Here is a 20757-nt window from a genome sequence, read left to right on the forward strand (position 1 = left end):
GCTCGATACCTTGTTCACCGCTCGCAACTTTCTCCTCGGCACCGCGATCCTGGCCGCAGCCTCCCTAACGCTCGCCGCCGAAACCAAGCAGAACACGTCCGCGGAAAAGCCCGCGGAGAAAACAGCAGCTCAACCAGCGGAAAAATCGGCCGACGCCACCAAGCCCGCCCCAGCGCCCGCCGCTCCCGCCGCCGATCCGAAGAACGCCGGGCTCAAGGTCGAAGGCGAAACCGTGAAGATGCCCGTTTTCACCGTCAGCGCCGAGCGCATGCGCGAGATCGATCACACGATCAAGGGCCTCGAAAAACAAATTTCCCGCGAGAAAAAGCAGCTCGAAAAGAGCAACCTCGACGAGACGTTGAACAGCGAGAAGGTCGCGAAAGCCGCCGCGATCTTCGGCGGCAAGTCCACCGCGCAACGCGCCTCTGTCGCCGCCGTTCGCATCGACTCGATGGAAAAGGAACTCCAACTCCTCGAAACGCTCCGCACGCCGCTGACCAAATCCGATCGCGCCCTGATCGAGCAGCTCGTCGAGGACCAGCGCGCCTACCGTCGCAACCTCGACGACGCGCTGCGTTGAACCAATTCCGGCCGCGGCTGCCCTGAGCCGCCCCCGGCGCACACACCAAGCAACCAAGGGAAGGCCGGACTTCGCAAGAAGCCCGGCCTTTTCTTTGGTCGCGCCGGCATCGCACTCCACCCGCAGCGCGACACCGGAAGAAATTCACGCTCCGGAAAAATCTCGGCGCTTGCAGGTGCGCACCGATGCGTCACCCAATTTCCACCGCGCCGCCGTCCGTCGCTCCGATGTCTGCTTCTTGGAATCCAATTCACCGCTGGCTCCGCCGCTGGGAGGAACTCTCCTACGGGCAGCAACGCCGGCTGCAGGCCCTCGCGATCCTCGCGCTACTCGCGGCCATCGCGCCGGTCATCTACATCGTCGCCCGCCCGCACGTGAATCACTGGCGCCACCGCCAGGCCCTCGCGCAAGCCGAGCGCTTCGAGCAGCAGCAGGATTACCGCAGCGCCGTGCTGGCGCTGCACCGCGCCACCGTTATCGCCCCGGAGGATCTGGAGACATGGCGTCGCGTCGCGCGCACCCTCGACGCACTCGGCGCAAGCGACGCGTTGGTCGCGCACGAAAACATCGTGGCGCTCGCGCCCAACGACCCTCAGGCGCGCGCCGCTCTTGCCGCCGCCGCGCTCCGTTTCGGCTCAGCCGCAGCAACGCGCAATGCGCTCGAGGCGCTCAAACGCGATCCTGCCCAGCGCGAATCCTACCTGCGCCTCTCCGCCGAGCTCGCCCGTGCGCTTGACGATCTGCCGGGCTACGAGACGCACCTGATCGAACTCTCCCACATGCAACCGGACGACGCGGACGTTCGATTCAATTTGGCCGCGCTCCAAGTCCTGAAGTCTTCGCCTGCCGAACAGGAAGCCGGACGCGATGCCCTGCTGGCGCTGCTCGCTCAACCTCGCGTGCGCGTGCGCGCCGCGCTCGAGCTATTGCGCGTCGCGGCGCGCCGGCGCGAACCCGCCTTCGCCGGCTCCGTGGTGAATGCGATCATCGCCCGCGCCGGGACCGGCGTCGCCAGCTCCGCCACCGATCCGTGGCCCGCTCTGCTCGCGACACTCCAACGTGCTGCACTCGCCGGCAGCGACGCCGATATTTCCCGCGTGGCGCAGTGGATGGCGTCCGTCCGTCGCGCGAGCGAAGCCCTCGCATGGCTCGCCCAGTTGCCCGGCGAATCCTCCGACACTCCCGCCGTGCGCGAGATTGCCGCGGACCTCGCGGCTCGCACCAACGACATGCCCCGCGCGCGCAATCTGCTCGTGGCCGGAGCGTGGGGCGCGTGGTCGGCCGAAAGCATCGACGCCGCTTTCGCCGCTCACGCCGAACAACTCGCCTCGCATCCCGGCGCCGCGCGCACCCGCTGGCAGGAAGCGGTGCGCTTCGCCGAACAATCGCCCTTCGCCCTGCGCAATCTCGCGCGCGTCGCCCGGCTCTGGCAGGATGACGAAAGCGCCGAGATCGCCGCCAAGGCCGCCCTCGCGCTGCAGCCCCGCTCGCCGTGGGCCAATCGCGAACTGCGCGACATCTACTTCGCGCGCGGCGATACCGCGAAACTACTGACTCACTACCGCGCCTGGCTTGCCGTCGAACCCGATCGCCCCGCCATCCTGTTCGGCTGCGTTCGCGCCGCCGTGGCTCTCAACCGCGTCGACGCCGCGCTCGAGCAACAAATCGCTTCCTTAACCAAGGCGGAAAATCCATCGCCACTGGTCCAACTGGCACGTGCACTCGCCCTCTCGCGCTCCCAGCCGGACACCGCCGACCGCATCGTAGCCGCTCTTTCGCCAGCCGCCCGGGATCTTCCCGAAGCCCTCCTCGTCCGGGCCTTGGCGGGACGTGACGCCTCAGCCATCCGAGCAATGACACAGAGACCGCAGGAGCTTCTCCCGGAAGAGCGAACTTTACTTAAGTCGTTAACAGATCGGGTCGCTAGGTAATGCAGAGCCTATCGACCGCCGAAAACGTGCGAACCACGACCACTTGCCAGATTGACAGGGTCTTTCCCCTATTTTTGTCTGGGGCTGAAATGCGCTTCGCCGTTCGCGCCCTCCTCCTCTGCGCCGTGGTCCTCTCCGTGGGACTCTCGACGCAATTGCGTGCGCAAACGGTGAGCGAACAGGCGCTGGCGGCCTACGACTACTACTCGCGGAACTACAACGTCGTCACCTTCGGCAACCTGTCGCTCAACGGCACCCACACCGACGGCGGCATCGCGGTAGGAGGCAACCTCACCGTGAACAACGGCGCGATCATGGCGATGCAGGACTCGCCCTCGATCGGCTCCGATCCCGCGCTCTACGTGAACGGCCAGATCACGCTCGCAGGCAATGCGCAGTTCAACCGCGGCTATGCCGCCACGCCGAACCTGTCGAACTCGCTCACGTGGACCTACGATCCCGGTAACAACCAAAACCAGCGCGCCCTGACCAACGGCACCTACACGCTCAGCTACAACACCACGGACGCGCAGGCCTACGTCGATCCCCGCACGGTCTCCGGACCCGCCGGCTGGAATTGGTCCACCGCCCAAAACGCCCTCATCGACGCGTCCGCCACCCTCGCCGCCGCGACCGTCAACGGCACCGCCACCATCCAAGGCCAGACACTCACCTTCACCAGCAACGGCTCCGGCGTCGTCGTCTTCAACATCGACGCCAACAAGATCGTCAACGGCATCTACGACATCAACAACGACGGCTTCTTCGATCAGAACACCGAGCGCCTCAGCAACATTCAGGCGAACCTCAACGCCGACCAGTATTTCGTCGTCAACGTCCGCAACGCCACCAGCACCGACGGCAGCAAGATCCTCTTCGATGGCGTGAACAATTTCAACGGCGGCACCAACAACGAGCACCTGCTCTGGAACATCATCCCGGACGCGAACACCGGCACCGCCGACATCCTGAACCTCGGCACGAATTTCTACGGCAGCATCCTCGCGCCGCTCGTCGACGTGCAGAGCAACAACCGCTACCTCAACGGCCAATTCGTCGGCAACAGCCTCACGCAAACCAGCGCGGAGATCCATTACGCAAACGGTTACTCCGCCCCCGTGAGCTTCTCGCCCGTGCCCGAGCCGAGCGCCTACGCCGTCGTCATCGCCGTGCTTGGCGGAGTCGGCTTCGTCTGGCACCGCCGCCGCTCGCGCCGCGACGAAAATTCGTGAGGCTAGATCGCGCGCCGTAGCGCGCCAACGACGCCCAGCTCTGATCGCGAAGTCCGCTGTGCGACATCCGCGCTGCAGCCGGAATCCAATTCGCTCGTCGCAAAAAAGCTACCGCGACATCGGCGCCTTCTCCACGCCGAGGTGCTTGCAGTGCCACTTCAACGCGTCCTGCACGTGCCGGTCCCAATAGTCCCAGTCGTGCGCCCCCTTGTGCTCGCGATACTCGTGCGGGATCTTCGCCGCCGTGAGCTGCCGGTGGAAATCGCGGTTGTCCGCCAACAGATAATCCTCCGTGCCACAATCGAGCAGCAGGTGCGGCAGCTGGCCCGCCCGTTGGGCCTGTTCCGCCAACCGCAGAATGTCGTGCGGGGTGTCATTCGGCCGCGGGCCGAAAATCCGTCGCAGCTCCGCCATCAACTCCTTGCTCTTCGTCGGATGCCGGCCCTCGGCCTCCGCCTCGTGGCTGAAGTCGGCATTCGCCCACCCCAGCGCGCCGGAGTGGCTGTTCACCGAGCAAAATTTATCTGCAAAGCCCAAGCCGAGTCGCAACGCGCCGTAGCCGCCCATCGACAGTCCGCCGATCGCCCGCGCCGCGCGCTCCGGACGCGTCTGGAAATTCCGATCGACGAAATCCACCAACTCGACACCGAGGTGCCGCGCGTAGGCCGGCCCCTGCTCGTTGTCCGTGTAGAAGCCGCGGTAACCGTCCGGCATCACCACGATCAACGGCAGATCGCGCACATACCACTCGATGCGAGTGCGCCGCATCCAGCCGGTCGAATCGTCGGACAGGCCGTGCAGGAGATAGAGCACCGGAAACGGCCCGCGTCCGACGCCCGGCAGCAGCACCTGCATCTCGGTGTGTTTCTCGAGGACATCGCTGCGCCAGTGAACTTGGGCCCAAGGCATAGGTCGCGAACTCAATCCACCGCCGCGCCCGGCGCAAGCGCTCGCTGCGGCACGGCGCTCCTCGTCGGGCAATCGCCCGCCCCTCGCGTGTAGGTTGCGCCCAATGTAGGCCGCGAGCTCACTCGCGCCCCTTCCGGCAACGCGCAACCCAGGCGCTGCCTGCCACCAACCAGCCCCGTCACTCCACGCGCAAAATGTATCCGCGCAGGTATTCGCTCTCGGGCATCGTCGCCAACACCGGATGATCGGGCGGCTGGTGACACCACTCGAGCACGTGCACCCGCCGCTTCGCATCGTTCGCCGCCTGCGCCAGCACTTGGCGCAACTCGACGTCGTGCATGTGGTGCGAGCAGGTGTAGGTCGCGAGCACACCGCCGGGCGCCAGCGCTTTCATGGCGCGCAGATTGAGTTCCTTGTAGCCGCGGAGCGCGTTCTCGAGCGAACTCTTCGACTTCGCGAACGGCGGCGGATCGAGCACGATCACGTCCCACGCCGGCGCCGCATCGCGCTGCGCCGTGAACCAGTCGAACACGTTTGCGCCGACAAATTCCGCCGTCACGCCGTTGCGCTCGGCATTTTTCTTCGCCTGCGTGATGGCGTCGAAAGCGCTGTCGAGTCCGAGCACGCGCGTCGCGCCGGCCCGGGCCGCGTGCAGCGCGAACGATCCCTGATTGCAGAACGCATCGAGCACGCGCTTGCCGGCCGCGTATTTCGCCACCGCCGGATGTTGGAGCCGCTGGTCGAGGTAGAAACCCGTTTTCTGTCCGTTCTGCAGATCGAGCCAGTAATCGAAACCATCGATCGTCGCCCAGCGCGGCTCCCACGCCGCGCCGCTGCGCGTGTGCGTCTCCATCGCGAGCCCTTCGAGCCGGCGCAGGTTCGAGTCGTTGCGGAAAATGATCTCCTTCGCGCCGGTCAGCTCCGCGAGCAAGTCCCCGATCAGCACCGCGCGCTTGTCCATCGCCAGCGTCTGAATCTGCAACACGATCGTGTCGCCAAACTGGTCAGCCACGACTCCCGGCAGGCCGTCCGACTCCGACCAGACCACGCGCTTGAAGTCCCCCATCCCGCCGCGTCGCGCGATCGCCGCCGCCAGCGCCCCGCGCAGATACGCCTCGTCCAACGTCACGCGCTCGCGGCCGAGCCGGCGCCAGACGATCTGCGATTTCGAATTGTAGATGCCGGTGCCGAGCAAACGCCCCGTGCGATCGCGACATTCGACCACCTCGCCGTCCTGCTCCACCGGCAACAGCGCCTCCACTTCGTTCGCGAACACCCACGGATGTCCTTCGAGCACGCGCCCCTTGGCGTTCGGTTTCAGTTTGAGCGAGTTGAGCACAGGCCGGCATCGTTGCCGGTTCGCCCGCCTGCGGAAGCACAAAATGCTACCGCACCGCCCGCCGGGTCAGATGCCAGGCGCGCGCGATCTCCGAGAGCACCTCGCGCAGATCGGCCCACAGCTTTTGCTTGATGGGATCCATGCCCCTGAAATCGGCGCGTCGCCCATCTGGCTTGAGTCGGCGTTTTGTAACTCCAAAAAAGGCTTCCCTCGCCCGGCGCCGCCCCGTTTCCTGACCGACTCCCATGTCGCCCGCTCAAGAAATCGCCCGCCGCCGCACCTTCGCGATCATCTCGCACCCCGACGCGGGCAAGACGACGCTGACCGAGAAATTCCTCCTCTACGGCAACGCCATCCACCTCGCCGGCGCCGTGAAGGACCGCAAGAACCAGCGCGCCACCGCCTCCGACTGGATGGAACTCGAGAAACAGCGCGGCATCTCGATCAGCTCGACCGTCCTCCAATTCGATTTCGCCGGCTGCGCCGTCAACCTCCTCGACACGCCCGGCCACAAGGACTTTTCCGAAGACACCTACCGCGTGCTCACCGCCGTGGACGCGGCGCTCATGGTGATCGACGCCGCCAAGGGCGTTGAAACACAGACGCGCAAGCTCTTCGAAGTCTGCCGCCGCCGCGGCGTGCCGATCTTCACGTTCATGAACAAGTGCGACCGGCCGACGCGCAACCCGCTCGAGCTGCTCGACGAACTCGAGAGCGTCCTCGGGCTGCAATCGTCGCCCGTCATCTGGCCGCTCGGCAACGGCCCGTCGTTCAAGGGCGTCTTCGATCGTCGCACGCGGCAGGTGCACCTCTTCGAGCGCGTGCCCGGCGGCGCGTTTCAGGCGCCTGTCAACGTCACTTCGCTCAATGATCCCGCGGTCCGCGCCAAGCTCGACGACGACACCTACGCCGCCGTCACCGAGCAACTCGAGATGCTCGACGGCGCCGGTCATCCCTTCGACCTCGACGCCGTGCAGCGCGGCCAGCAGACGCCCGTCTATTTCGGCAGCGCGGTGAACAATTTCGGCATCGAACTCCTCCTGAACGGATTCTTGAAGGACTCGGTCCCGCCCGCGCCGCGCCGCGCGATGACGGTGAGCGGCGTCGGTCTCGAGGAGATTGCAAAGGCCGCCTCCGAACCCGCGAACGAGACGAACTCGCGCGTGATCCCCGTCGATTTCCCGAAGTTCTCCGGCTTCATTTTCAAGATTCAGGCGAACATGGACCCGAAGCACCGCGACCGCATCGCGTTCCTGCGCGTGTGCTCCGGCAAATTCGAGCGCGACATGGTCGTCACGCATCAGCGCACCGGCAAACAGGTCCGCCTCTCGTCCTCGCACAAACTCTTCGGCCAGGAGCGCGAGACCGTCGACGAGGCGTGGCCGGGCGACGTCATCGGCATCGTCGGCCACGACGCCTTCGGCATCGGCGACACGCTCACCGAGGACCGCACGATCCTCTACAACGAGATCCCGCGCTTCCCGCCCGAAGTCTTCACCTACATTTCGAATCCGACCGCCGGCGACGCGAAGAAATACCGCGCCGGCCTCGAACAGCTCCTGCAGGAAGGCGTCGTCCAATCCTTCACGGCGAAAAACGCCCCGGCCGGCGCCACGCTGCTCGCCGCCGTCGGTCCGCTGCAATTCGAAGTCGTGCAATGGCGCCTGCAGAGCGAATACAACGCCGAGTCGCGCCTCGCGCCGACTCCGTGGACATTGCTCAAGTGGGTCGTCGTGCCCGACGCGATGAAGGGTCCGAAGGGCTTCGACAGCTCGCGCGTGATCGTCGCCACCGGCGTGAGTTTCGGCGCGGACAAGTTCGAGAATCCCGTCGTGCTTTTCCCGAACGATTGGACGATGCGCTACTTCACGGAAAAAAATCCCGAGCTGAAGCTCCTCGATCTGCCGCCGGAACAACACGGCGAATAGCGCCGGCTCCTTTCCCGGGATATTTGCAGCTGTCCCGTTCGCCAGACGAGGCAGCCCCGGCGTGCCAGTCATCGCCACTCCGTGATTGAGCCCCACGTCCGCTCGCGCAAGCTGCCTCGACGGGCCGCCCTCCTCTTCACGATGCGCTTTCCCCTTCGGTTCTTCCTCTGCGCCCTTTCCGTCGTCGCGCTCACCAGTGCCGCCCACGCCACCGACTTCTCCTGGCCCGGCCACGGCACGATCCATTTCGATGTGCCCGATTCCTGGCGGCTGGTCGGCAAACAAGCCGAGGAAATCGGCTATGCCTTCAACGCGAAACCGAAGTCCGGCGCCGCGGCGAAACTCCAAATCACGCTCGCCGCCGGGAAAGGCATGAAACCCGCCAACCCCGCCGATTTGCCTCAACTCCTCCAGCGCGTGGTGAAGGATTATCTCGCTGAATCGGTGGAGAAGAAATTTTCGCCCGAGCCACTCCCCTTGAGCCAAGGCACCGGCTACTACGTCCACCTCACCGATCGTTCGCTCGTCGGCAAACCGGCGCGACCGGGCAACTTCAAGGCGATGCGCAACGCCGTCGCCGCACTCGATCCGGGCGCACTCGTCATCATCACGATCCAATTCGACGACCCCAACGGCCCCGAGCTGGGCGACATGATGGCGATGGTGCGCAGCATGCGTTTCATCCGCGACGAATCCGTGCGCGCCCCCGCGCCCGTCGCGCGCACCGGCCCGTTCGAGTTCACAGTGCCGCAGAGCAAGCTCCTCCTGCGAATCACGGATGCGCAGATGATCGAAGACGGCGCCGGCTCGAAACCGAACTACTTCCAGCTCTCTGACCGCGCCGTCTCCCGCATCCTCAGCGGCTGGTTCGAGCCCGCCGAGCGCTACGACGGCCTGAAGAAGTTCTGGCGCGGCGAATCGGCGACACTCACGAAAAACGGCTTCAAGCCCGAAGGCGTGGAGTTCGCCCAGATCGGCGACTGGGAGGTGATCTACTATCACCAAACCCTCTCGCCCGAGACTCGCATGTGCCACCTCCGCGCCGAGCTGGCACGCGCCGGCACGTGGATCGATCTCCACTTCTCCGCCACGGGACCGGAGCCCATCTCCGAATTGCGCCAGCGTCTCACCTCACTTCTCTCTGCCGTCGCGATCGTCGAAAAATGAAAACTCTCCTCCTCACCTGTCTCGCGTTGCTCTCCGTCGGCCCGGCCCTGCGCGCCGCCGACTCCGCGGCCGCGCCGGTCCCCGCCACCAAGCCCGTGATGCTCATCGTCCACGGCGCGTGGGGTGGTGCGTGGCAATTCTCCAAGGTCGATCCGCTCCTTCGCGAAAAGGGCTTCGACGTTCGCCGCCCGACGCTCACCGGCCTCGGCGAACGTTCGCACCTCGCGTCGAAGGACATCGGTCTCGAGACGCACATCCAGGACGTCGTGAACGTCATCCTCTTTGAAAACCTCCACGACATCATCCTCGTCGGCCACAGCTACGGCGGCATGATCATCACCGGCGTCGCCGACCGCCTGCCGGACCGCATCAAGAAACTCGTCTACCTCGACGCCATGGTCCCGAACGACGGCGAGTGCGCCCAGGACGTCATGGGCATCTCCGACTGGATCAAGGGCATGACCAAAGACGGCATGATCGTCCCGCCCTGGGCCAAGCCCGCCGGCGTTTACCCCAACGACGTGCCGCATCCGCTCAAGACCTTCACCGATCCGATCTCCCTCAAGAATCCCGCCCGCGAAAAAATCCCCGCCGCCTACATCCTCACGGTCGATCCCGGCAAGAAACCGGAAGAGGACGCCTTCTGGAAATCCGCCGAACGCGCCCGCGCCCGCGGCTGGACGGTCACGATCATGGAAGCCGACCACAACCCGCAGTGGCGCAAACCCGTCGAAACCGCCGAACTGCTCGGGACGATGAAGTGAGCGCGATGAGAATCCGTCCGATCGCGCTCGCGGTGTCGGTGGCCGTTCCCGCCTTGTTCGGAGCGCGCAGCCTCCTCGGAATTTCCGCCGAATTCGCCGCAATCGACCATGGCGCGCCGCTCGAGCCCTTTCGGTTGGGCGCGATTCTCGGCGTCGCCACCTCTTCTTTCTTCTGGTTTGCGCTCGCTTTCGGCCAGTGGCGAACGCGCGGCCAGTGGGGAATCGCCGTAGCGATCGCCGGTTTCATCAGCATCGTCGCCCAATCGGCCCTGTTCTATCTCGCCGTCAGCAGCGGGCGCGTTGCGCCAACGCCCGGAGTCATCGCCCATTTCGCGCTGTTTGCCGCGCTTCCGAGTTGGGCTCTGGTCGGAGCGGGATTTCTCACCCATTTGAAAAGACCGACCGCCGATCAGGATGGATCAAGCGATCGAGCGGCGCAGGATACCTGAAAAATGAGAAGGCCGCCTACCCCTAGGCGGCCTTCACCCTAACACCAAGCAAACACTATGAACGTGGAGAAAGACGCACGGTGCCCCGAAAACGTTCAAGCGTCCTCACACTTTCTGCGCGAGAGTTCACCTCGCCGCCGCAATCGCGTCACCGCGCTGACACAATCGCGCTGAAAATGCCCCGCCCCGCCGTCACCGACCGCCTCTTCGCCCCGCGCACCTCGCACCCGCACGCCTGGTTGTGGGAACCGCTCGAAAACGAGCCGGGCTTCGTCCTCCGCACCATGTTCGGAGCCAAGGCAGTCTACCTCGACGGCAAGATCGTGCTCTGCTTCAGCACCGGCGACGAACCTTGGCGCGGCCTGCTCCTGCCGACTCACCGCGAGCACCACGCCGCCCTCCGCGCCGAATTCCCCGATCTCGTCGTGCACTCCGTCCTCGGCAAATGGCTCTATCTGCCCGAAGCCGCGGCATCCTTCGAGCGCACCGCGCAAACCCTCGTCGCCCTCGTGCGACGCCGCGATCCGCGCCTCGGCGTCGTGCCGCCGCCGAAAAAACGCCGTGCCGCGAAAGCCGACCGCGCCACCCGCCCCCGCCAACCTCGTCGCCGCGCCCAATGAATCCCCGTTTCTTCAAAACTCCCGCGGCCTTCCGCTCCTGGCTCGAGAAAAACCACGCCAGCGCCACCGAGCTCTGGGTCGGTCTCTACAAGAAAGCCCACGCCCACAAGGGCATCACCTATCACGACGCACTGATGGAGGCGCTGTGCTTCGGCTGGATCGACGGCGTGATGCGCCGCATCGACGACGAGAGCCACATGCAGCGTTTCACGCCGCGCAAATCCGGCAGCACCTGGAGCAACATCAACGTCGCGCACGTCGAGCGCCTCACGCGCGAAGGCCGCATGGCGCCCGCCGGCCTCGCCGCCTTCAACGCCCGCTCCGCGGCGAAGACCGGCATCTACTCCTTCGAACGCAAGCAACCCGCCCAATTCCCGCCCGCCCTCCTGCGCGAGTTCAAAGCCCACGCCGCCGCGTGGAAGTTCTTCAACGCCCAGCCGCCGGGCTACCGTCGTCTCGCCACCTTCCACGTCGCCTCCGCAAAGCAGGAGGAGACGCGCGCCCGCCGCCTCGCGAAACTCATCGCCGCTTCCGCCGCCGGCCAGCGCCTCGAGTAGGCCGCGTTCGCCGCGCCACCGCGCCGGTCATTTCTCCAGGAAGAACACCCACGTGTCGCCGATCTGCATCCACATGCGGGGAAACGGCACGAAGTTGATTTTCACTCCGTTGCGGCTGTGCAGCGCGCCCTTGCGCGCATCGAAGAACAACAGTCCCGCGTGCCCGTCGTTCTCGAGTGGCACGTAGACCGCCAGCAACGCGTCGATCGTCTCCGCCTTGAACTTCGCAACCAGCGCGCGGCCCCGGCCCTGCGCCGATGCGGCCTGCTCACGCGTCGGCCGGAATTCGCCTTGCACCGACACCTCCACCGGCGGCTCCAAGGGACGCTTGAACGGCCAGGTGATTTTCATGGCCTCCTCCGAAATCGGTTCCGCCTGCGGGCCCCACGCCGCCGTGTGCGCCGCCAGCGAAGGCGGCTGACGCCACGCCTGCCACGCGCTCACGCCCGCGAGCACAGCCACGAGCGTCCAGCTCGCGACCGAGGCGCCCCACGTGACCGCATGCCACGGTGCGCCATGCACCGGCGCGCATTTCTGCGGCTTGGATAATTCCGCGCGCTCGCGATTCGCGCGCTCAAAACGTTCCGCCACCGCCTCGGCCACCCTCGGCAATCCCGCGGCATCCGCGACTCGCGCGGCCTCGCGCCCGCAACGCTCCGGGCCGTCGCGCCAGCCCCACGGCGCGGCCGCCGGATCGTGTTGTCCGATCACGCGGGCATGCCACCGCTGGGCGAAGGCGCGCAGGCCCGCGAACGCCACCAACGGCACCAAGCCCGCCGCGATGCCACGCGGTCCGGGCAAATGCACCGCCACGAGCGCGATCACTCCCAGCGCGCCCGCGATCAGGCACCACGCCCGACCAAACAGCAGTTGCCCCGTGGCCAGTGCGCGCCCGAGGCGGTGCCAGAACAGCGCGCGCGCCGCCGCCGCCGCTTCCGCGGTCAACGCCGCAAGTTGCCGGCGCTTCAATTCCTCGGCGGTCACGTAACGAAAACGCTCCGGTGCCAGCGCCGTCCAGGCGAGCAACACGAGCACCTTGTTCGGCGGATGCGGCGTCGCGAACACCCGCTGCAACGCCTCATCGTCGGTCTGCACGAAGCTCTCGCGCAGCCGCCGATTCGTCGCCTCCACGTGCGACAGCGGCGGCACCGCCACCGCCCAGATTTCCGAAATCGGCAGGTCGCCGGCCAGCCGGTCCAGCTTCAATTGCCACGCGAGCTGCTCCGCTTCGATCGCCGCCTTCACGGTCATTTCGAGGAAGGTCGCGGCGCCGTGATCGTGGCGCTTCAGCAAGTGCACGACGGGCGGCGCCGCGATCGCCTTCAGCTCCTCGATTGCCTGCGCGCGGCGCGACAAATCCCCCAGCGCTTCCGCCGCCGTTACGTGGACGGGCTTGCCCTTCCAGCGAAACTCGCCGCCGGCCAGCGTGTGCAACGCGACGGCCGCAATCACCTCGCGCAACAGCTCCTGCGGCACGCCGCGCATCGCCTGCGACTCGGCGAGACCGAAGATGGGCCGGAGCGCATCCAGCGACGCCTTCTGCGCGGAATCCCGCCGCAGGAACGCGATCAGCGTGTCGGCATCGTCGCTGCCGAAGATCTGCCGCACCGCGTCGCCGCAATGCTCCGGCCCCTGCAACACGTGCGCCGCCTCCGCCGCGGTGTAGCCGCGCCGGTTCAGACGGAAGAAGCGCGCCCGTTTCGGCTGCGCGTAGCGCTCCTTCGGCGACGCCCCGGCGATCCACTCGCGCACTTCCGCCTCGCCCCAGCGGCCCTCGGGCGCGCCGGTCAACAAACCCCGCAACAGCAAATCGACCCGCGGATCGACTTGTTCCATCAACTCGACTCCGCCCGCGTGCAGGACGCCGACGTTGCGCTCCGCCAGCATCGCTTCCGCGTGCGCCCGCAGCTCGCTGGGCAGGCACATCTTGACGCTGTCCGGCAGCAGCCGGGCCACGGGATGGCCCAGCACCGTTTCCTGCACCAAGCGGCCGAGCGACCACCAATCCCAGGTCGTGAGCGCAAAATCCGACGCATGCTTGAACAAACCCGCGGCCTCCGGTGGCGCCGAGAACGGGTCGACCGCGATCTCCACCAGCTCCGCCTGCACCAATTCTTCGATCGCATCGAAGCCCGCCAGCGTGAACCGCGGCGCCTCCGGCGTGCCGGCGATGTGCACGGTGTCCGGCGACACCGCAAAATGCCCCAAGCCCGATGCGTGCAGCGCCACGATCGCGTCGGCGATTTGCCGGACGAGCTCCGCCAACTCCCGTGGCGTCACCTCCGGACGCTCCGCCCGCCACAACCGCAGCGTCGGTCCCGCCGGCGCGGTCCAAATCTCGACGCGCTCCGCGCCGTCGTGCGCCTCGAGCAGTTGCACACGTCCGTGCGTCGGCGCATTTTTTAACCGGTCCGTCACGCGCGCCCGCCGCGATTCGCCCTGCTCCACGCTCGCCCGCAAGTGGCACTCCAGTCCATCCGCCAGACGTTTGGCGTGGAACCATCGGCCGGACTTCACCTCGAGTCTGTTTCCGACCGCATACGCGCCGCGGCACAGCATGCCGGGCGCGACGCGTCCTTCCGCGCCCGGGACAGGGGCAAGCGCGGCGTGGTCTGCGCCGGACAAAGCCGGCGCATCCGAGCCAGGGACGGGGGACATCACGTCGGTAATTCGTCACGTTCCCCCGGGACTTAATACCGGTCGGGCACAGCTCCGTAAAAACGCGCCGCAAGCCCGCCAAGCCATGCGCAGCCCGCTTCGTCCCCGACTGCTTGAATGGCGGATGCACCCGCAACTCACTCCCAGCGTCCACGGCCATGAAGTGATGGATGCCCTGCTCGCGTCCGGCCGCCTGTTCACCCGCGACACCGCCGCCAATTTCATCGTGGAAAAATTCGGCGCCAGCGCGCGCTACCACACCTGCTCGGCCGAAGGCATGACCGCGGCCGAACTCGTGGATTTCCTCGCGTCCCGCGGCAAATTCGTCGGCACCGAGGAGGGCTTCACGGTCAACACGCACCGCGTCTGCCAGCACTGATGCACGCAACGGGAGATTGCGCCGTCTCCCCTCCACCGCTTCACTAGACGAACCCCCATGAGCACGGCCCAAATCTATCTCGGCACCGACAGCGGCGCGACGACCTCGAAGACCGGCGGCATTTTCGCCGACGGCACGATCATTTCCCACCAGCTCCGCCAGAGCTCCACGAATTCCCAGGCCGGCACCGCCGCCGTCGTGCGCGGCTGGATCGACGGCGTGAACGGCTTCCTCGCCGAGAACAACCTCACGTGGGCCCAGGTGCGCGGCGTCGGCCTCGCCATCCCCGGTCCCTACGACAGCTACGGTGTGCTCGGCCGCTCCGCCAACCTCCCGGCGAGTTTCGCCGGCTGGGATTTCCACGCCGACTACGGCCGTGCGCTCGCCGAGGCTGCCGGCCGCGCCATCCCGCTCGTCGTCGGCAACGACGGCAACTACGGCGGCGTCGCCGAGGCGTTCCGCGTCTGCGCCGGCCGCAAGGCGGGCGTGCTCATGCTCGCGCCCGGCTCCGGCCTCGGCGCGGCCTACGTCGACCCGCACGGCGCACCGCTCGACGGCGACACGCTTTGCGGCATGGAGTCCGGCCACGTGCCCGCCGCGCTCCATTTGCTCGGCAATATCCGTCCCTTCAAGTGCGGCTGCGGCCGCGACTGGGGTTGCGTCGAGGCCTACACGACCATCTCCGGCCTGCCCCAGCTCCTCGCTGAATTCCTGAAAAAATATCCGGATCACCCGCTCGCCAAATCGACCGCGCCCGAAAAGGAAAAGGCCCTCTCGCTCCGCAGCCTCGCGCAAAAAGGCGACGCGCTCGCGAACGACATCTTCGATTTCCAGGCGCGCGCCCTCGGTCTGCATGTCGCGTCGCTCGCCATGTCGCTCGATCCGGAGTTCGTCGTCATCGGCGGCGGCCTCATCGATCCGCACGCCACGACCGAGGAGTTCCGCGCCCGCTACCTCAAGGGCATCCACGACGCCGCGCTGCCTTATCTCTTCCCGCAACAGCGGCAGAAGCTGAAGGTCGTTCCCGCCACCCTCGGCGAACTCTCCCAAGCCATCGGCGCCGCCCTCGTCGCCCGCCACGCCTTCGCCGGCGTCTGATCTGGAGCTTCTCCCGCCTGCGTCCCGAGGCTTTACCTCAGTGACGGGGTCTGTCGTTGCGCGAGCGCGTCAATGACACCTAGCGTGCCCCCATGCCTCGCTGGTTCGCGTTCTGGCTGGTGTTCGCGCTCCTCGCTGGCGGTAGCCGCGCCGCCGACGCGAACCGCGTCAGCGCGCTGGAACAGCAGCTGCAATCCGCTCCGCCCGAGGCCCGCAGCGGCATTCTCGTCCAGCTTTCCACCGAGATCGAAGCCGACGACATGCAGCGCGCGCTCAACTACGCGCAACAAGCCCGCGAACTCGCCCGCGAAAAACCGGATCAAATCCGCGCCGACACCCGCCTCGCCGCCGTCGAGCGCCGCCGCGGCCGCTACAAGGAAGCGCTCGCCCTCGCCACCGACGCCGCCAACCGCGCGCGGGACCTCCACGACGACACGCTCCGCGCCGACGCGCTGCTCATCGTCGGCTGGACGCAAGGCAGCCTCGCCAACTTTCCCGCCGCGCTCGACACCTACCGCGAACTGCTGCCGCTCGCCGACCAGCGCGCCGACGAAGTCTTCCTCGCCCGCGTCTACACCGCGATCGGCATCGCCTACGCCGACTCAGGCGACAGCGCGCGTTCCCTCGAAGCCTACCAGACCGCCCTCACGCACGCCCAACGCGGCACCGACCGGCGCATCGTCGCTTCCGTGCTGAACAATCTCGGCAACCTCGCCACGGAGGCCCGGAACTTCGCCGCCGCCCACCGCTACCACGAGGAGGCGCTGGCGCTCCGCCTCGCCAACGGCGCCGACACGCGCGGCATCGCCGACTCCCGCCAGAACCTCGCCGAACTCGCGGTCGCCGAGGGCAAACCCGCCGCCGCCATCCCCTTCATCGAGGAAGCCATCGCCGCCCACGCCAAACTCAACCTCCGCCGCAACCTCGCCAACGCCCGCCTCACCTACGCCGCCGCCCTGCGCGCGCTCGACCGTCCGAAGGACGCGCTCGTGCAGCTCCAATCCGCGCAGCAACTCGCCGAGTCGCTCAACACACCCACCATTCGCGAACGCGTCTATCGCGCCCTCGCCGATCACCACGAGGCGCAAGGCGACTACCGCGCCGCCCTCGACTGGCAGCGCAAGACCGAAGCCGCGCACGACCAAGCCCTCGGCGAACGCTCGCGCCAGCGGCTCGACGCTCTTCAGGCGCTCTACGACGCCGAACGTCGCCAGCTCGAGATCGAAACGCTCCGTCGCGCTCAAACCGAAAAGGACGCCGCCCTCGCCACCGCGCGCTGGCAACGCACCGCTCTCCTCGCCCTGATCGGCATCGGCATCATCGCGGCCTTCGCCCTCCTGAGCCGCCACCGCATCCAGCGCCGCGCCGAGGAACGCATCCTCGCCGAAACCCGCACGGCCAAGGAGACCGCCGAGCGCGCCGACTCCCTCAAGACGCGCCTCGTCGCGATGGTTTCCCACGACATCCGCGGTCCGCTGCACAACATCCTGCACTTCGCTGAGGAAGCGCGCCGCGAACCCGACCCGCGTGCCACCGCGCCACATCTCGACTTCATCGTCTCCGAAACTCAACGCGTCGCGAGTCTCGCGCAGGACTTGCTCGACGTCACCGCCCTCGAATCCGGCGCGCTCTCGATCGATCGCCGCCCGGCCGACCTCACCGAGATCGTGCGCGCCACGCTGGGACAACTCGAACCCACCGCTCGCGCGAAAGGACAAACACTCGTCTTCGCTCCGCCCGGCCGCGACGACGGCGTGCTGCACGCCGATGCCGGCCGCCTCGGCCAAGTCGTCGCGAACCTCGTCAGCAACGCGATCAAGTATTCGCCGCGAGACAGCACGATTTCCCTCGCGCTCGAACGCACGGCGCACGCCATCCGGCTTTTCGTGCGCGACCGCGGCCCCGGCATCCCCGAGGCCGAGCGCGCGGCGCTCTTTCAGCCCTTCTCGCGCCTCTCCGCGCGTCCCACCGGTGGCGAATCCTCCCACGGCCTCGGCCTTTCTCTCGCGCGCGACCTCGTGCGCCTCCACGGCGGCACGATCGACGTGCACTGCCCGCCGGAAGGCGGCTCGGTCTTCACTGTCGAACTGCCTGTCGCCGCGACCTGAGTTCCGCGATTGCCCCGGGACGCGACGCGCGCACTTTCTGCCGCATGACTTCCGGCGAAATCCACTCCCTGCTCGCTTTCCTCCGTCGCGCCGAGCGGCTGAAAACCGTCACGCGCACCTCGTGGACCTCCGAGGGCAAACAGGAAAGCACGGCCGAGCACACGTGGCGCCTGTGCCTTTTCGCGCTGAGTGTGAAGCCGTGGTTCCCTGAGCTGAACTTCGAGCGCGTGCTCGCCATCGCGCTCGTGCACGACCTCGGCGAAGCGATCAGCGGCGACATCTCAGCGGTGCTCCAAGTCGGCGCGCCGCCGAAACACGAGCAGGAGCGCCGCGATCTCGTCCAACTCCTCGGCGACGCGCCCGCCGTGACGCACGCCAACCTTCTCGCCCTCTTCGACGAATACAACGCCGCCGCGACGCCCGAGGCGAAGTTCGTGAAGGCCGTCGATAAGCTCGAGACGATCCTCCAGCACAACCAGGGTCGCAATCCCGCGAGTTTCGACTACGCCTTCAACCTGCCCTACGGCCAGCAATACACGGCCGGTCACCCTGTGATCGTGAAGCTGCGCGAGATCCTCGACGCCGAGACGCAGGCACGCGCCGCCGGCGACCGCCCGCCGCCGCTCTGAGGAATCCGCGATCGCGCCGAGGCAACCCGCGACCTCCGGGCGCGGGACGCTCGCGACACGCCCCTCGCACCGTCAGCCGCGCACCGACCGCCGCGAGCCAACCACTCGCTTGCGTCGCACCCGCAATCCGATTTCGTGCCCGCATGCTTCGTCGCCTTGCCCTCCTCGTCGCCGCGGTCTGTTCGACCGCCGCCTTCGCCGCCGAAACAACCGCTCCCGCCGTCCCCGTCGTCACCTACCTCAAGGCCGCGCGCGTGATCGAGCCGAAGTCCGGCACGGTGCTGCAGGACCAGATCATCACCGTCACCGGCGACAAGATCACGTCCGTCACCGCGCTCGCCGCCACGACGCTGCCGGCAGGCGCACACATGATCGACCTCGGCAGCGCCACCGTGTTGCCCGGGCTCATCGATTGCCACACCCACGTCACCGGACAGCCGGAGAATTTCTACGAGGACATCTTCCGCAAGAGCCCGATCGACGAAGCGACCACTTCGCACATCTACGCGAAACGCACGCTGCTCGCTGGCTTCACCACGATCCGCAACGTCGGCGCCGGCAACTATGTCGACTTCGCGCTGCGCCGCGCGATCGAGAAGGGTGAACTCGCCGGTCCGCGCATGCAGGCCAGCGGCCCGTCGCTCAGCGCCACCGGCGGCCACGGCGATCTCAACGGCATGTCGCCCTACGTCCGCTTCGAAGGCGACATCAACGGCGTCGCCGACGGCATCGACGCGGTGCGAAAGAAGGTCCGCGAAAACGTCAAATTCGGCGCCGACGTCATCAAGATGCTCGCGACCGCCGGCGTGTTGTCCGAAGAGGAATCCGTCGGCGCGCCGCAATACCAGCTCGACGAGATGAAGGCCATCGTCGAGGAAGCCGCACTCTGGGGCCGCAAGGTCGCCGCCCACGCGCACGGCACCGAAGGCATCAAGATGGCGATCCGCGCCGGCGTCGCCTCGATCGAGCACGCCAGCTTCATCGACGACGAAGGCATCAAGCTCGCGCTCGAACGCGGCACCTACCTCGTGCCCGACATTTACAACGACGACTACATCCTCGCCGAGTATTCGCGCATGGGTTACCCGGACAAAATCATCGAGAAGGAGCGCAAGGTCGGCCGCACGCAGCGCGAGAATTTCGCCAAGGCCGTGAAGGCCGGCTGCAAGATCGCCTACGGCACCGACTCCGGCGTCTACCCGCACGGCTGGAACGGAAAACAGTTCTTCCACATGGTGAAATGGGGCATGACGCCGATGCAGGCCATCCAGTCCGCCACCATCGCCGCCGCCGATCTGCTCGGCTGGCAGACCAAGGTCGGGCAGATCGCGCCCGGCTTCTACGCCGACCTCATCGCCGTCAAAGGCGACCCGCTCGCCGACGTCACTGTGCTCGAGAAAGTCGATTTCGTAATGAAAGGCGGCGAGGTCTACAAGGACGCCCTCGCCGGCCAACCGGTGAAGCTGTTCGAGTAACGATCCCGGCAAAGTAGCGCCGGATTCCGCGACTAACGCCGCGCAACGCCGCTTCGAAACTCATCCGCAGCAACGCCACGTGCGGTAGGGCGGGACCGCTGGGCCCGCCGGGAACATGATACCACCCTCGCGGCGGGCCCAGCGGTCCCGCCCTACCCTTCGCTCCCGCGCTGACCTTGCTCCCTCAATGCCCGTGCTCGAGGAACAGCATCATCAGCCCGAGCGCGGCAAAGATCGTGCCGAGCAACGCCGCCTCATAGCGTTCCAGCTTCTGTAGCGGCAATTTCGAGAAGCCCACCAGCGTCAGCCAGGTGAACAGCAGCATTCCGATCAGCGTGCCCGCCGCGAGAATCGCGCTCAGCACCATGAAGCCCCGCCAACCGTAGTGCACTCCGGATAGATAAACCGGCAGGAAGCCTTCGCAGGGCGACAGCGTCAGCATCATGAACAGCCCGCCAATCGCCGCCCAATCGCCTGAACTCCGCGACACGATCGGTGAGTCCGCGATCTCTTCCTCCATGTGCGTGTGGTCGTCCGCATGACCACAGTGCTCGGATTCCGCGTGATGCCCGCCGGCGTGGTGATGCAGCACGCCGCCGCGCGCCTGACGCCAGAAAAACCACCCGCCGATCACGAGCAGCGCGCCGCCCGCCACCTGATTGAACAGCTCGCCGAAATGCTCGTCGAGTTGCACGCCCAGCCACGCGATCGCCAAGCCGAGCAAACTCGTCAGCAGCACATGCCCCAAGCCTGCGGCCATCGACACCGCGAAGGTCTTCCCGCGCGTCCACCCGCGCGCCCGCGCCACGAGCACGAACGGCAGCCAGTGCGTCGGAATCGCAGCGTGGAAGAAGGCGACCGTGAAGCCGGTCGCGGCGAGAGTGGCGAGCATGGGAAAGGTTGGAAGGTCGAGCGAATCGGCGGGCTCCGCCGG

General features: G+C 66.9%; 18 protein-coding genes. 14 read left to right on the top strand and 4 right to left on the bottom strand.

The features are described 5' to 3' along the window. Nucleotides 1-10 precede the first annotated feature (10 nt). The 3 genes from HZA32_01545 to HZA32_01555 all read left to right on the top strand — a co-directional run bounded on the left by HZA32_01545 (nt 11) and on the right by HZA32_01555 (nt 3743). Nucleotides 11-580 carry a hypothetical protein gene (locus tag HZA32_01545; GenBank protein ID MBI5422739.1) on the top strand — a complete coding sequence of 190 codons (570 nt, stop codon included), beginning with the start codon at nt 11-13 and terminating at the stop codon, nt 578-580. 227 nt (nt 581-807) lie between these two features. Next, the gene (locus HZA32_01550) at nt 808-2511 is read left to right on the top strand and encodes a hypothetical protein (GenBank protein ID MBI5422740.1); all 1704 of its coding nucleotides are present in this window, start codon (nt 808-810) and stop codon (nt 2509-2511) included. An 89-nt stretch (nt 2512-2600) separates the two neighbouring features. Further along, nucleotides 2601-3743, top strand: coding sequence for a choice-of-anchor A family protein (locus tag HZA32_01555; GenBank protein ID MBI5422741.1), 1143 nt, complete (start codon nt 2601-2603; stop codon nt 3741-3743). Nucleotides 3744-3851: 108 nt separating this feature from the next. On the opposite strand, the gene HZA32_01560 is transcribed toward HZA32_01555, so the two are convergent. Beyond that, complete coding sequence (locus HZA32_01560; GenBank protein ID MBI5422742.1) at nt 3852-4652, bottom strand: esterase family protein; 801 nt, start codon at nt 4650-4652, stop codon at nt 3852-3854. Between the two features lie 178 nt (nt 4653-4830). Further along, entirely contained in the window at nt 4831-5991 is a 1161-nt protein-coding gene (locus tag HZA32_01565; GenBank protein ID MBI5422743.1) for a class I SAM-dependent rRNA methyltransferase, read from the bottom strand. 245 nt (nt 5992-6236) lie between these two features. On the opposite strand from HZA32_01565, the gene HZA32_01570 reads away from it, so the two are divergent. The 6 genes from HZA32_01570 to HZA32_01595 all read left to right on the top strand — a co-directional run bounded on the left by HZA32_01570 (nt 6237) and on the right by HZA32_01595 (nt 11476). Then, on the top strand, nt 6237-7919 hold the full coding sequence (locus tag HZA32_01570; GenBank protein MBI5422744.1) for a peptide chain release factor 3: 1683 nt from the start codon (nt 6237-6239) through the stop codon (nt 7917-7919). 141 nt (nt 7920-8060) lie between these two features. After that, on the top strand, nt 8061-9086 hold the full coding sequence (locus HZA32_01575) for a hypothetical protein (protein ID MBI5422745.1): 1026 nt from the start codon (nt 8061-8063) through the stop codon (nt 9084-9086). Continuing rightward, on the top strand, nt 9083-9850 hold the full coding sequence (locus HZA32_01580) for an alpha/beta fold hydrolase (protein ID MBI5422746.1): 768 nt from the start codon (nt 9083-9085) through the stop codon (nt 9848-9850). The genes HZA32_01575 and HZA32_01580 overlap by 4 nt, the downstream gene beginning before the upstream one ends. A 5-nt stretch (nt 9851-9855) precedes the next feature. Continuing rightward, complete coding sequence (locus HZA32_01585; GenBank protein MBI5422747.1) at nt 9856-10299, top strand: hypothetical protein; 444 nt, start codon at nt 9856-9858, stop codon at nt 10297-10299. A gap of 176 nt (nt 10300-10475) precedes the next feature. Further along, nucleotides 10476-10919, top strand: coding sequence for a hypothetical protein (locus HZA32_01590; GenBank protein MBI5422748.1), 444 nt, complete (start codon nt 10476-10478; stop codon nt 10917-10919). After that, on the top strand, nt 10916-11476 hold the full coding sequence (locus tag HZA32_01595; GenBank protein MBI5422749.1) for a YdeI/OmpD-associated family protein: 561 nt from the start codon (nt 10916-10918) through the stop codon (nt 11474-11476). The genes HZA32_01590 and HZA32_01595 overlap by 4 nt, the downstream gene beginning before the upstream one ends. Before the next feature lie 27 nt (nt 11477-11503). Here HZA32_01595 and HZA32_01600 read toward each other — a convergent pair whose 3' ends face one another. After that, nucleotides 11504-14134, bottom strand: a complete 2631-nt coding sequence (locus HZA32_01600) for a hypothetical protein (protein ID MBI5422750.1) — start codon at nt 14132-14134, stop codon at nt 11504-11506. Between the two features lie 124 nt (nt 14135-14258). On the opposite strand from HZA32_01600, the gene HZA32_01605 reads away from it, so the two are divergent. From HZA32_01605 to HZA32_01625, 5 genes are all read left to right on the top strand, one after another. Beyond that, nucleotides 14259-14513 (top strand): YecH family protein, encoded by a 255-nt coding sequence (locus HZA32_01605; protein ID MBI5422751.1) that lies wholly within the window; start codon nt 14259-14261, stop codon nt 14511-14513. Nucleotides 14514-14570: 57 nt separating this feature from the next. After that, the gene (locus tag HZA32_01610; protein MBI5422752.1) at nt 14571-15611 is read left to right on the top strand and encodes an ROK family protein; all 1041 of its coding nucleotides are present in this window, start codon (nt 14571-14573) and stop codon (nt 15609-15611) included. Nucleotides 15612-15703: 92 nt separating this feature from the next. Then, nucleotides 15704-17719, top strand: a complete 2016-nt coding sequence (locus HZA32_01615) for a tetratricopeptide repeat protein (GenBank protein MBI5422753.1) — start codon at nt 15704-15706, stop codon at nt 17717-17719. A 44-nt stretch (nt 17720-17763) separates the two neighbouring features. Beyond that, nucleotides 17764-18348, top strand: a complete 585-nt coding sequence (locus HZA32_01620) for an HD domain-containing protein (GenBank protein ID MBI5422754.1) — start codon at nt 17764-17766, stop codon at nt 18346-18348. 143 nt (nt 18349-18491) lie between these two features. Beyond that, on the top strand, nt 18492-19823 hold the full coding sequence (locus HZA32_01625; GenBank protein MBI5422755.1) for an amidohydrolase family protein: 1332 nt from the start codon (nt 18492-18494) through the stop codon (nt 19821-19823). A gap of 184 nt (nt 19824-20007) precedes the next feature. Here HZA32_01625 and HZA32_01630 read toward each other — a convergent pair whose 3' ends face one another. Then, the gene (locus HZA32_01630) at nt 20008-20715 is read right to left on the bottom strand and encodes a hypothetical protein (GenBank protein ID MBI5422756.1); all 708 of its coding nucleotides are present in this window, start codon (nt 20713-20715) and stop codon (nt 20008-20010) included. Nucleotides 20716-20757: the final 42 nt, after the last annotated feature.

The organism is Opitutia bacterium, assembly GCA_016217545.1.
GTDB lineage: Bacteria > Verrucomicrobiota > Verrucomicrobiia > Opitutales > Opitutaceae > Didemnitutus.

Excerpts from the sequence above, each read along its gene's own strand:
- HZA32_01550 (MBI5422740.1), top strand. The coding sequence starts at position 808 with ATGTCTGCTTCTTGGAATCCAATTCACCGCTGGCTCCGCCGCTGGGAG.
- HZA32_01555 (MBI5422741.1), top strand. The coding sequence starts at position 2,601 with ATGCGCTTCGCCGTTCGCGCCCTCCTCCTCTGCGCCGTGGTCCTCTCC.
- HZA32_01560 (MBI5422742.1), bottom strand. The coding sequence starts at position 4,652 with ATGCCTTGGGCCCAAGTTCACTGGCGCAGCGATGTCCTCGAGAAACAC.
- HZA32_01570 (MBI5422744.1), top strand. The coding sequence starts at position 6,237 with ATGTCGCCCGCTCAAGAAATCGCCCGCCGCCGCACCTTCGCGATCATC.
- HZA32_01575 (MBI5422745.1), top strand. The coding sequence starts at position 8,061 with ATGCGCTTTCCCCTTCGGTTCTTCCTCTGCGCCCTTTCCGTCGTCGCG.
- HZA32_01580 (MBI5422746.1), top strand. The coding sequence starts at position 9,083 with ATGAAAACTCTCCTCCTCACCTGTCTCGCGTTGCTCTCCGTCGGCCCG.
- HZA32_01585 (MBI5422747.1), top strand. The coding sequence starts at position 9,856 with ATGAGAATCCGTCCGATCGCGCTCGCGGTGTCGGTGGCCGTTCCCGCC.
- HZA32_01590 (MBI5422748.1), top strand. The coding sequence starts at position 10,476 with ATGCCCCGCCCCGCCGTCACCGACCGCCTCTTCGCCCCGCGCACCTCG.
- HZA32_01595 (MBI5422749.1), top strand. The coding sequence starts at position 10,916 with ATGAATCCCCGTTTCTTCAAAACTCCCGCGGCCTTCCGCTCCTGGCTC.
- HZA32_01600 (MBI5422750.1), bottom strand. The coding sequence starts at position 14,134 with ATGTCCCCCGTCCCTGGCTCGGATGCGCCGGCTTTGTCCGGCGCAGAC.
- HZA32_01605 (MBI5422751.1), top strand. The coding sequence starts at position 14,259 with ATGCACCCGCAACTCACTCCCAGCGTCCACGGCCATGAAGTGATGGAT.
- HZA32_01610 (MBI5422752.1), top strand. The coding sequence starts at position 14,571 with ATGAGCACGGCCCAAATCTATCTCGGCACCGACAGCGGCGCGACGACC.
- HZA32_01615 (MBI5422753.1), top strand. The coding sequence starts at position 15,704 with ATGCCTCGCTGGTTCGCGTTCTGGCTGGTGTTCGCGCTCCTCGCTGGC.
- HZA32_01620 (MBI5422754.1), top strand. The coding sequence starts at position 17,764 with ATGACTTCCGGCGAAATCCACTCCCTGCTCGCTTTCCTCCGTCGCGCC.
- HZA32_01625 (MBI5422755.1), top strand. The coding sequence starts at position 18,492 with ATGCTTCGTCGCCTTGCCCTCCTCGTCGCCGCGGTCTGTTCGACCGCC.
- HZA32_01630 (MBI5422756.1), bottom strand. The coding sequence starts at position 20,715 with ATGCTCGCCACTCTCGCCGCGACCGGCTTCACGGTCGCCTTCTTCCAC.